At 68.1% G+C, this 11479-nt stretch carries 8 protein-coding genes and 5 pseudogenes; 10 read left to right on the top strand and 3 right to left on the bottom strand.

What is annotated here, in order from left to right; genetic code table 11:
• Window positions 1–132 precede the first annotated feature (132 nt).
• Window positions 133–1251 carry a PP2C family protein-serine/threonine phosphatase gene (locus ACWDEN_RS47080; protein WP_450864211.1) on the bottom strand — a complete coding sequence of 373 codons (1119 nt, stop codon included), beginning with the start codon at window positions 1249–1251 and terminating at the stop codon, window positions 133–135.
• A gap of 173 nt (window positions 1252–1424) precedes the next feature.
• Between ACWDEN_RS47080 and ACWDEN_RS47075 the strand changes: the two are divergent.
• Window positions 1425–1727 (top strand): annotated as a pseudogene (locus tag ACWDEN_RS47075) (PP2C family protein-serine/threonine phosphatase); the annotation flags it as partial.
• Window positions 1728–2412: 685 nt separating this feature from the next.
• Here ACWDEN_RS47075 and ACWDEN_RS47070 read toward each other — a convergent pair.
• Window positions 2413–3402, bottom strand: a pseudogene (locus ACWDEN_RS47070) (GlxA family transcriptional regulator).
• A gap of 137 nt (window positions 3403–3539) precedes the next feature.
• Between ACWDEN_RS47070 and ACWDEN_RS47065 the strand changes: the two are divergent.
• From ACWDEN_RS47065 to ACWDEN_RS47025, 9 genes and pseudogenes are all read left to right on the top strand, one after another.
• On the top strand, window positions 3540–4178 hold the full coding sequence (locus ACWDEN_RS47065; protein WP_351620729.1) for an HD domain-containing protein: 639 nt from the start codon (window positions 3540–3542) through the stop codon (window positions 4176–4178).
• Between the two features lie 80 nt (window positions 4179–4258).
• The gene (locus tag ACWDEN_RS47060; protein WP_450864209.1) at window positions 4259–4780 is read left to right on the top strand and encodes an MFS transporter; all 522 of its coding nucleotides are present in this window, start codon (window positions 4259–4261) and stop codon (window positions 4778–4780) included.
• Between the two features lie 151 nt (window positions 4781–4931).
• On the top strand, window positions 4932–5639 hold the full coding sequence (locus ACWDEN_RS47055) for a hypothetical protein (RefSeq protein WP_450864207.1): 708 nt from the start codon (window positions 4932–4934) through the stop codon (window positions 5637–5639).
• A pseudogene (sigJ, locus tag ACWDEN_RS47050) lies at window positions 5632–6521 on the top strand (RNA polymerase sigma factor SigJ). Before ACWDEN_RS47055 ends, sigJ begins: the two are co-directional and overlap by 8 nt.
• Window positions 6522–6697: 176 nt before the next feature.
• Complete coding sequence (locus ACWDEN_RS47045) at window positions 6698–7618, top strand: NADP-dependent oxidoreductase (RefSeq protein ID WP_351620734.1); 921 nt, start codon at window positions 6698–6700, stop codon at window positions 7616–7618.
• 24 nt (window positions 7619–7642) lie between these two features.
• Complete coding sequence (locus tag ACWDEN_RS47040) at window positions 7643–8116, top strand: cupin domain-containing protein (RefSeq protein WP_351620739.1); 474 nt, start codon at window positions 7643–7645, stop codon at window positions 8114–8116.
• A gap of 17 nt (window positions 8117–8133) precedes the next feature.
• Window positions 8134–8319 carry a carboxymuconolactone decarboxylase family protein gene (locus ACWDEN_RS47035; protein WP_450864213.1) on the top strand — a complete coding sequence of 62 codons (186 nt, stop codon included), beginning with the start codon at window positions 8134–8136 and terminating at the stop codon, window positions 8317–8319.
• Between the two features lie 97 nt (window positions 8320–8416).
• Entirely contained in the window at window positions 8417–9187 is a 771-nt protein-coding gene (locus ACWDEN_RS47030) for an SDR family NAD(P)-dependent oxidoreductase (protein WP_351620736.1), read from the top strand.
• Window positions 9188–9400: 213 nt separating this feature from the next.
• Window positions 9401–10199 (top strand): annotated as a pseudogene (locus ACWDEN_RS47025) (FUSC family protein); the annotation flags it as partial.
• Here ACWDEN_RS47025 and ACWDEN_RS47020 read toward each other — a convergent pair.
• Window positions 10198–10653 (bottom strand): annotated as a pseudogene (locus ACWDEN_RS47020) (FUSC family protein); the annotation flags it as partial. The pseudogenes ACWDEN_RS47025 and ACWDEN_RS47020 sit on opposite strands and share 2 nt — an antisense overlap.
• Window positions 10654–11479: the final 826 nt, after the last annotated feature.

Genomic DNA, 11479 nt, shown 5'->3' with positions numbered 1-11479 from the left:
GGAGCGACGGGACGACATCCATGAAGCCTTCCTCGGGCTCGCTACATGTCTCATCACCTACAGACACGTCCGACGCCTTTGTTAGGACCTCTAAGTCCGGGGGCGCCGGCCCAGCAGTGTTCTCGACTCCGCTCAGGCGGCCGCCGGTGCCTGGCCGCGCTGGGCGATCATCATGGCCATGTCGTCGTCGAGTAGACCGCCCGCATAAGCCCGCAGGTCCGCGGTGATCTGCTTCAGGAGCGGCCCGGGGGCGTGGTCGACCCACCTCGCGAGGCGTTCGGCGAGCGGGTAGAAGGTGCCCGCGCCGTCGCGGGTCTCGGTGACGCCGTCGGTGTAGAGCAGGATCCTGTCCCCCTCGTGGAAGGGGAAGGTCGCCGCCGTATACGTGTCGTCGGACATGGCGCCGAGGCCGAGCGGCGGGGCGGGTTCGCTGACCTGGAGCGCAGTGACGGTCCCGGTCGCCCGGCGCAGCAGCAGGGGCGGAGGATGGCCGCAGCTGATCATGTGCACCACCGGCTCGTCGTCCGGGATGTCGAGCGCCACGGCGGTCACGAAACGTTCGGCGGCGTCGGGCTCGCATTCCGAGAACTCCGCGAGGCCCCAGCGGACGGCGTCCTCGAGGTAGGCGACCAGCTCCGTCAGCGGGATCCGCCGATGGGCCGCGGCGCGGAAGGCACCCAGCACGATCGCCGTGTCGCTGATCGAGGCGAGGCCCTTGCCCCGGACGTCTCCCATGATCAGTCGGGTGGAGTCGGAGGTACGAGCCGCGGCGTAGAGGTCGCCGCCTATGTAGGTGTCGGCCTCGGCGCTTTGGTACTCCGCGGCGAGGGACACCGGCCCGGCCCGCCGGGGGAGCGGGCGCATGACGACCCGCTGTGCGGTGTCGGAAACGGTGCGCGCTCTGCTCAGTTCCCGTTGGTGCCGGTCCCGCAGGTGGGTGAAGGCGAACAGCAGGGCGGAGAGCACGGTGAGCGAAGCGAGTTCGACCAGCACACTCTCGGTGCCCAGGGTCCGCCGCTCCGCCCCCGCGGCGATCAGCGCGAGTATCGCGAGGCCACCGATCAGGGCCGTGGGGCGCGAGCCCGCGCCCATGGCGGTCACCGCCGTGGCGACGACCAGGAGGTGGGCGAGGTGGATGTCCGGAGGCAGGAACGCGTCGGCCGCCGGGATGGAGACGATCAGGGCCAGGGGGACGACCAGGAAGAGCGGGTGCAGCGCCGCCCGGCTCCAGGCCTTGAGGACCCTGGTCACGGATGTCGTGGTGGCCGCAACGCTCATTCCTGCTCCCATCATGCCGGCCTGGTGAGTGGCCGCGGTGCGCGACAGACGCCCTCGCGGGGGAGGGGGGCCGACCGGCACATCCCTCACTTGTGAACAGATCGGAGGTGCGCTGTATGCCGGGCGTCGAACAGCCTGCCGGCGCACCAGCCGGCACCTGCGACTTGCTCAATCAGGCCACCGACCCTCCGCTGGGCGCCCGCCCCAAACACGTCCCCCGCCGACAGGCCGACCTGACCTTCACTCCCGGCGATCCCTTCGTGCTCTACAGCGACGGCCTCATCGAACGCCGCGGCGAGGACATCGACGCCGGCGTCCAACGCCTCACTGACGCGCTTGCCCGCTATGCCCGCCACAGCCCCGAACACCTCGCCGACGCCCTGCTCGCGCACCTCGGCGGCAGCAGCGGCGCCCGCGACGACATCGCCCTGATCGTTGTCCGTCTATGACCCGCACCGCCAGCTGAGCGCAATAGGTGGCGAACCCCGCCAACGCGCCACATCGAAGTCAGGGCCGCGATGGCCAACTATCTCTGAGCAAAATGGCCAATGAGCGCCGACCGTCCATCAGCGCACTTCCCGGCCTCTCTGGCCTCCTATCGCTGGAGGTCACACAGGCGACCCGCCCAGGTGTCTGAGAGGTCGTATGCATACCGCTCAGCGGGCTCGGGATTCGAACAAGATCCTGATGGGATGATGTCGCCCGGCCTCGGCGAGGTCCGTGGTGCCGGACGGGTACAGTCCCTACGTCGGCGAGAGTGGCCGCGGCGGTCCCCAGACGGACGATGATGCGCGACCGGCGCGTTCCGCACCTCTCGGTAACGTGGTCCTTGGCGCCGCGCCGACGCATGCCGCGCGCTTGCTCGTGCAGCTTCGAGGCGTACGGCGATGCGGTCTGGTGCCATGGCTCCGATGGCGCAGAGGTTGGTGGCCAGAGAGGTCGGGCAGGTCGAGGTCGGCCCGCGGGGCGGGCTCTGGTGAGCAGGCCAGTTCGTACTCGCTGAGCCCGCCTTGGAGGGCTGTGCGGTCGCGAGGTGTCGCGGATGTTGTGGACGAACCCGTCGTGGAACAAAATCGCACACGGGCAGCGCAACCGTCTGTAACGCTTCGGTGTCCGTGCAGTGACAGCTTCGTCTTACTGCCCCTCGTCGGCTCGGCGCGCTGCGCTGAAGCGTCGCTGATAGGCGGCGGGGCTGAGCGACAATTCCCTCACGAAAACTCTCCGCATGCTCTCTTAATTCGGGAATCCGGCAAGGGATGCCGTCTGCGTTGCGGTATGCCCTTGGTCGAGGAGAGCTTTCGCCATGTCGAACCGGATCATCTCCACGTATCGGGCCGGCGTCGTATCGGGCCGGCGTCGTGGACAGCTCGTCGTGGAAGAGCCGAGGGAGATGCCGAGGGCTCACATTGAGGTGCTTGGCGAGTTCGCCGAGTGAGTGGTTTCCCCCGGGATTCGCCGTGATCAAGTCGGTGATTTTACGGAGGGCCGGAGACCGGGGCGGCGGTCCTTGCAGTGGGGCGGAGAACTGCGACTGGCCGCCCGAACGCTGCAAATAGACCACCAGGGCGCGGGCGACGTCGCGGGTGAGATCAGGGCCGTGATCCTCCTCGACGAGTGCCAGTGCCAGGTCGATTCCGGCGGTCACGCCCGCCGAGGTGTAGGTGGTTCCGTCACGGACGTAGATCGCGTCGGGTTCGACGCGGCTGGCCCGGCAGCGGGCGGCGAGCTCGTGCGCGACCTTCCAGTGCGTGGTCGCGCGCTTTCCGTCCAGGAGGCGGCTGCGCCGAGGATGAATGCTCCGGTGCAGATGGACGCGACCCGGTCGGCCCGGCCCGCCAGCGTTCGCGTGGCCTCGATCAGATCACGGGGGACCGGTGTGCGCGGGTAGAGGTCTGCGCCGGCCACCAGGAACGTGTCGGGAGCAGGCTCCGTGGCGGCGACGTCGACCGCGATCCGGATCCCGATGGACGAGGTGACATCGGCACCGGTCGGTGACACCAGCACGATCGTGTAGTCGGCACCGAGCCGGTTCGCTTCCCCGAACACCTCCGCGGGGCCGACGACGTCCAGGAGTTTGACCCCGTCGTGGACGAGGATCGCGACCCGGTGCGTGGAGGAGCCCACAACCCCGCTGCCCGCCTGTCCGGATTCGGGTGACTCATGGCCGGACCGAGGGAGCGCCGGACGCCGGGTGGTTGGCAGTGTGGAAGACGGACGCACCGTCCATTCGTAACACACCGATATCGGAAGGAGCAGAGGTCATGAGCGAGATCATCGCGGGGGTGGAGATTCCTGAAACGGCGGCGGTCGCCGAGGCCACCCGCCTCATGCAGGAGATGACCAGCCCACTCATCTACCACCACTCCCGGCGCGTTTTCGTCTTCGGCGCCCTGCATGCTCACAGGCTAGGCCTGGGGCCCGACCCGGAGCTTCTCTACCTGTCCGCCATGTTTCACGACACCGGCCTCTTGACGCCGTTTTCCGACGTGGAGCAGCGCTTCGAGGTCGATGGAGCCGACCACGCACGCAAGTTCATGCTCGACCACGGCTTCCCGGCCACGGCCGCCGACGTGGTGTGGACGGCGATCGCGCTGCACACGACCCCGGGAATTCCCGGGCGGATGGGCCCGGAGATCGCCATCACGAATCTGGGGGTCCTGACCGACGTGATCGGCCTGGGCCTGGACGAACTGGATCGCAGCCAGGTGGACGAGATCACCGCCGTCCATCCGCGGGGCGACTTCAAGAACGAGTTTTTGCAGGCCTACGTCGAAGGACTCAAGCACCGCCCGGAGACCACGAACGGAACCGTGAACTCGGATGTGCTGGAGCACTTCATTCCCGGCTTCCAGCGCACGACCACGGTCGAGCGCATCATGGGCGCTCCGTGGCCGAGCTGATCAAGGCCCCATAAGACGTGATGAGACGTGTGAGTGGCCCTCGCGACGGGCGTCGTCTCGGGCGAGGTGCGGCCTTCGCCGTGCTGGCCTGCGCCAATGTGGTGATGATGGCCACGGCAAGCGCACCGTCACCGATCTACCCGCTCTACCGGGAGCGTTGGGGCCTGTCGGTCACGATGCTGACAGTGATCTTCGCGGTGTATGTCGTGGGTCTGCTCGGCGCCCTGCTGACGGTCGGATCGCTGAGCGACCAGCTGGGTCGCCGCCCGGTGCTGGTCGCCGCCCTTCTGGTGGCGGTGAGCAGCACGGCGGTCTTCTGGACGGCCGACGGCGTCGTCTCCCTCCTGATCGCCCGGGTGGTGCAGGGCATCGCCACGGGACGGCCACGGGCGGTCTTGCCGCCGGATTGGTCGAGTTCTCACCCAAAAGACGTCCGCAGCTGGGGCCCACGACGACAGCGGTGGGCACGAGTATCGGCATGGCCGCCAGCGCCGGAGTGGTGGGCTGCTGCTTCAGTCGACCTCAGGCCCCGATGCGTATGTCTTTCCCGTCCTTACGCTGGCCTTCGTCGTTCTGGCCGCGGTCGTCCTCACGATCCCTGAGACACTCGTCCCGCGAGCGATGGGACTGGCGTCGTTGCGATCGAGAGTCCGGGTTCCCCGGGACGTCCGGCCGGAGTTCTTCGCCTCCATTCCTGCCCTGGTCGCGGGGTGGTCCGTCACGGGTCTGTTCCTCGCGCTCACTCCGTCCCTGGTGAGCAATGCCCTGCATGTGCGCTCCGGCGCTGCGGGCGGGCTCAGCATCGCGGCGCTGTTTCTGGCCAACAGCCTGGGCGGGGTGTGGTCCGTTCGGCATACGGCACGGCTCGCAACCTTGCTGGGGGCGGTTCTCCTGACTCTGGGTGCGTCCGGACTGGCGGTGGCCATCGCTGTTGCGTCGCCGGTTAGATACGTCGGCGGATCGGTCGTCGCGGGGCTGGGCGTCGGCCTGACGTTCAACGGCAACCTCCGCGCCATCAGCGCGGTCACCACCGCGAAGTCGCGGTCGGAGGTCTTCTCGGCCGTCTACGTGATCAGCTATGCGGCGTTGAGTCTTCCGGCCCTCGCGGCCGGGCTCGCGGCGCCCTCATGGGGGCTGGAGATCACGGGCTATCTGTACGTCGGCTTCGTCGGGGCGCTGTCCGTGGCTGCGGCCCTCCACGCCGGACGAGCACGCGCTCACAGACCCACCGGCGATCCGATCGCACGGGCCGGGAAAGCGGATCTCTCGGCGAACCGTCCCGCTGCTGAGCGCGCCGCGCGCCCCACGCCGACACCATCCCCGAAGCAGCTTGATCAGGACTTACGGCTGCCTTGTCGGAGCGGGTCGGCGCGCTTCCGCGGAGCTGTCTTCGAAGATCCCGAGATCGAAATAGCTACGCTGCATCCGCAGGCTGGAGGAGGTTGCGATCCGTATGGGTGACGGGCACGGGCTCGGACGGTCTGAGCAGGGGGACCTGCTCGGAGCCGAATGGGAGAGGCACCGGCCCGCGGTCTTCGGAGTGGCCTACCGGCTGCTGGGGACTGTGGCCGATGCCGAGGATGTCACCCAGGACGTGTGGCTGCGGGCGGCCGGAGCGGATCTGCAGACATCAATGATCTGCGGGCCTGGCTGGTGACGGTGGCCGCGCGACGGTCGTACGACATTCTCAAGAGCGCCCGCTTCCGCCGGGAGGCCTATGTCGGGCCGTGGCTGCCGGAGCCGCTGCTGACAGGGCCGGACGCGTCGCAGCCGGTACTCGTCGTCGAGTCCGTCAGTTCGGCGATGCTCCTGATCATGGAGGAGCTGAGCCCGCCGGAGCGGGTGGCCTTCGTCCTGCACGATGTCTTCGGTCTTGCGTTCGGTCGGATCGCCGAGGTGCTGGATGTCTCCGTGCCGGGTGCCCGGCAGCTCGCCTCGCGGGCACGACGGCGGGTGGCCAAGGCGAAGCAGTCCACGCCGCAGGCGTCGAAGGCGGAGCGCGAACGCGTCCTCACGGTCTTCCGCGCCGCCTACGAGGCCGGGGACCTGGCCGGCCTGGTCAGGCTCCTGCACCCGGACGCCGTGTATGTCACCGACGGCGGCGGCAAGGTCTTGGCGGCACGCAAGCTCATCCACGGCGGCGAGCGCGTCGCCGAGGTCATGATGCGTACGGGACGCCAGTGGCACCCGGACCGCATCGACTTCGCGGAGGTCGTCGGCGAGCTCGCCCTCGTGTTCCACCGGGAAAGCCGGGTCTACTCCGTCGACACGGTCCAGATCACAGACGGCCTGATCACCGCGTACCGCAGGGTCATGAACCCCGACAAACTCGCGCGCGTCTGAGCTGTCACACCCGCAGGGGTCACCTCGTCTCCCTGATGAGAACGCACAACGGGCGACGAAGGAAGACGCCAGAGCAGGTGAGATCGATCATGCGGCACGGCATACATCCACCTGCAGCCGCGAGCCCTGCGCGCGAGTGCGCTGTGCGCTCGGGTCCCCTCCCAGTAAGGATCTGTATGCAAGCCATCACTGTGCGAGACCGTGACGCTGGTCTTGCCGGGATGTCCCTGACGGACATGCCCTACCCTCACGCGGCCGAGAACGACGTCATCGTGCGGGTGCACGCCGCCGGCTTCACCCCTGGCGAGCTGGACTGGCCCGCCACGTGGACCGATCGCGCCGGCCGCGACCGGACGCCGAGCGTGCCCGGGCACGAGCTGTCCGGTGTCGTCGTGGAGCTGGGGTACGGCACCACCGGCCTGAGTGTCGGACAGCGGGTGTTCGGCCTGGCCGACTGGACCCGTGACGGCACTCTCGCCGAGTACACCGCGGTGGAGGCCCGCAACCTCGCCCCGCTGCCGGCGGACATCGACCACACCGTGGCCGTCGCACTGCCCATCTCCGGGCTGACCGCCTGGCAGGGCCTGTTCGACCACGGCCGCCTCACCACAGGCCAGACCGTCCTGATCCACGGTGCCGCGGGCGGCGTCGGCTCGATCGCGGTACAGCTCGCCCGCGAGGCCGGCGCCCGCGTCATCGGCACCGGCCGCGCCTCAGGCAGGGACAGGGCACTCGCACTCGGCGTCGACACCTTCATCGACCTGCAGGCCGAGAAGCTGGAGGACGCCGGCGAGGCCGACGTCGTGTTCGACGTGATCGGCGGCGACATCCTCGACCGCTCGGCCGCCCTCGTCCGAGCCGGTGGCACGCTCGTCTCCATCGTCATGCCGCCCAAGGTCCAGCCCAAGGACGGGCGGGCGGTCTTCTTCGTCGTCGAACCCGACCGCGCCCGGCTCGCCGACCTCGCCACGCGGCTGAGGGACGGCCGGCTCAAGCCGGTCGTCGGTGCTGTGCGGCCCCTCGCCGAGGCAGCCGCCGCGTTCGCCCCCGGCAAGCGCACCCCGGGCAAGACGATCATCCGCGTCACGGAAGACTGAATCAGGAGATCCATCGTGATCGGAATGCGAATCGCCACCGGCTTCCTGGCCGTCGCCACGCTGACGGCGGCCACGGCCTGCTCGACCTCGGACCAGCCCACCCACGCCATGGGCACGACCGCGGCCATGGCATCGCCTGCGGCCATGACATCGACACGTCCCACCGAAACCCTCAAGCCGCTGCTCCAGCAGGCCCTTCCGAATGTGAAGGGCAAGACGTTCACCTCGGCGATCGTGGACTTCCCGCCCAACGCAAGCGCGCTGCCGCACCGGCACGGCCAGGCGTTCGTCTACGCCTACGTCCTCGAAGGCACCGTGCGCAGCCAGCTTGCCGGCAAGCCCGCGACTACCTACCACCAGGGCGAGAACTGGGTCGAGCAGCCGGGCGCCCACCATGTCCTCACCGAGAACACCAGCCGGACCAAACCCGCCAAGCTCCTGGTCGTCTTCGTCTCCAACACCGGAGCCAAGCTCAAGATCGACGATTCGAAGTCGTAGCCCCCGGGGCATGCGAGCTGCTGAGGATCCGCACCTCCCAGATCAACGGCTGCGTCTTCTGCCTGCGCATGCACACCGGCGACGCCCTCAAGAAGGGCGAGAGCCGACCGGATCGCCGGGCAAGCGGCGGTCGGTCCGAGGGGCGCTGCTGCGGTCTCGGCATCCGCTCCGGCGGCCTGCCGCAGTACCTGCAGTGGTTCTGAAGTGATCAACCACTGTAGACGCCTTGGCAGAGACCTACGTCCTCGTACCCGGCAGCGGCCACAGACGCCAGTCGAACAGCAAGTGAAGGACTCCCTGATGGAATGCCAGCACACTCGCCCCCTTCATAACCGCGTCGTCATCGTCATCGTCACCGGAGCCGGTACCGGGATCGGCCGGGCAACGGCGGCCGCGATGGCCGAGGCGGGGGCGCACGTCCTCGGTGTCGGCCGACGCCAGGTGGCCCTGGACGAGACTGCCGCCATGCGCCCAGGCATCGCGACTCTCGCTACTGACATTCGCTTGGAGCATGCTCCTGAGCTGATCATCAGTACGGCGATCGACCGATGGAAGCAGCTTGACGTGGTGGTGAACAACGCTGGCGCGACTGCGCGTGTCTCGTTCGACGAGGTTACACGCTCGCGCATCACCGACCTGTTCGACCTCAACGCCATTGCCCCTACCATGCTCGCCCAGGCAGCGTTGCCTCACCTGCGCCGCAGCAAGGGCTCGATCGTCAACGTCTCCAGCACCTACGGCCATCGCCCCCACCCGGGTGGTGCCCACTACGGGGTGACCAAGGCCGCCCTGGAACAGCTGACGCGTACCTGGGCGGTCGAGTTGGCCAAGGACGGGATCAGAGTGAATGCCATTGCCCCCGGTCCGACCGAGAGCGAGGCTCTGTCCGTCAGCGGGCTCACGGAGGCGGAAGTGATGGCGGTCAAGAAAGAGCAGGCATCCCGGATCCCTCTGGGAAGGAGGGGACAACCGAAGGAAGTAGCGACCTGGCTCGTCCGCTTCGCAGATCCCACCGCGACGTGGCTGACGGGCCAGATTCTCACGATCGACGGAGGCCTCGAACTCATATGAATATGTTCTGCGTAGTGTCAACCGGGCGGGTCGCGGGGGTAGCGGGCCTGGGGCGTGTTTTCGCAGATCAGGCACGGTCTTCTTTGCGTCGCTTGATGTGCGGGTGTGGGCATCTTCGGCAGTCTGTGGGTGGACTGATGCTGACCCTTTGCTGATTTTCCTGACTCTGTGTCAGTTCTGCGGGTTGATCGTTTTGGGTGTCAGGGAGATGTCGTGTTGAAGCGGGTGTTCGTCGCGCCGGATCCGGGGCGGCTGAGGTTGCGCAGTGCTGCGCGGGGTGTCCTGGGTGTCGGTCTGGCGGTGACGGTGTCGGATCTGGCGATGCAGTCGCTGCCGGCGGCGATCGCTGGTGGGCTTGCCGCGCTGCTCGCCTTGTTCACGGTGGCCGATGGGTCGGTGCGGGGGCAGGCATTCACGACGGCACTGCTGCCGGTGGCGGGTTTCCCGGTGCTGGCTCTCGCGGCGGTGTTGCACGATTTCCCGTGGGTGCGGGACGTAGCCTTTGTTGCCGTCCTCGGCGCGGGGATGTATGCCCGCCGGCGGGGGCCGCGGGGCCACGCTCTGGGGACTTTCGCCTTCATGATGTTTTTCGCGGCGCAGTTCCTGCATGCGGTGCCGGGCCAGTTGCCGGAGCTTTATGCGGCGGTGGCCCTTGCCCTGCTGGCGTCCTCAGCGGTGCGCTTTGGCCTGTGGTGTTACGAGCGGCGGCTGTCGCCGCCCGCTGTTGTGGTGGTGGCGCCGGGTGGTACGGGTTTTGCCCGGGTGACCACGCGCCACGCGGTCCAGGGAATGGCGGGCGGCGCTTTCGCTCTGTTGGTGGGGCAGCTGGTGTCACACGAGCGCTGGTATTGGGCTGTGGGTGCGGTGTGATGGATTTTCGTGAACACCACCTCGCGGGGCGAGACCCTGGTGCGGGGGCTTTCGCAGGGTTTTGGGCACGGTGATCGGTATCGCCATTGGCCTGGTGATCGCTGTGCCGCTGGATGGGGCTGGTGCTCCCACCGCGGCACTACCGATGCCAGGCCACGCACCTCCCGGGCACACCGGTCCAGCAGCTCGATCACCTGACGGGCCCGCGCTTTGCGCGCCCGCAGCGGAGTGAACGGGTGCACCAGCGGCGCCAGCGACAGCCTCACCCCGCCCAATAGCAGCTCCAGTTCAGCGACATACCGGGCCGGATCCGCAGCTGGAGAGCCGGCCAGGCGGGCCGCAGCCTCAGAAGTGCACGCATGGACACAGTGCAGCGCTCGCTGGATCCACGCGTCAGTGGTGGCGTGCGTGGTCACCGGCAGTACCAGCAACACCGCGAGCGCCGCGCCGAGTGCCCCCACCCCCGTCTCCATCACACGCAGAGCAAGCAGCCCCGGATTCAGCACCCCCAACAGGCCATACAACAGCCCGGCCATTACCGTCACCGCCAGCATCATCCACGTATACGACACCGCCGTCGTATAGAAAATGCCGAAACGCAGACCGCGACAGGTGACGAGGCTCGTGCTCCGTGACGGCGCCCATTACGCGATGGCGATTCGCCGAGTGGGTAGTCGGCCAGGGGCCTGGAACATGCGGTGTCTGCCAGGGGTGTGCGTGTACTCAATGGGCTTGATCCGCTTCGGGTCCGGCTGTGTAGCGAGTGCGGAGCTGACTGGCGGTCAGAGCTGACCTCGGTACGACATGGCACAGGTTGTAGAGACCGTCCGGGGGCGTCTTCGCCGGTCCTGCGCGGGCACAAAATAGCAGGTCAGGGCCATCTGGTCCGGGAGGAGCCGCCCAGCTGGTGATGGCTGTGTGATAGGCCAGTGATACGGCGAGGCCCCGTCGGGGTGCGTCCTGACGGGACTTTGAGCCGAGCCGTGAGACGACAAAGCGCATCGGAGCGCTCCGGTGCGGCTTCGTCTGAGATCGGCTGCGCTGGCGCGCACGATGCGGTTGGCGCCTCATGCGGTCCGCGTTCCATTGCACTCGTTGGGAGAGGAGTCCATGTATTCCGGGCGTGCGTTGTCAGGGCCCCCTTGTACCGTCCAGATGTGCCACGCAACCAGCGCTCCTTGAGCGACCAACAAGCCCAGTGGGTACTCCAGTCCATCGCCGGCGGCCACCTCACGAGGGCGGAGGCTGCAGAAGAATTGGGTGTCTCCCGTGCTGTGATCGCACCTGCCTGACTCGAGGACGTGCTACCCGGTCCAGGATGAGTGGTGCGGGCGGGGGGGCGGGGGCCCGAGCGGGGGCGGGCCGCGCGCGGGGAATGGGCTGGCGTATTGTGGATCGAGCATCCCCGAAACGGCTAAATGA

It is taken from the genome of Streptomyces sp. NPDC001153, from assembly GCF_053598315.1.
The sequence above is the reverse complement of the archived record's forward strand: the minus strand, read 5'-3'. Positions and strand labels throughout refer to the sequence as shown.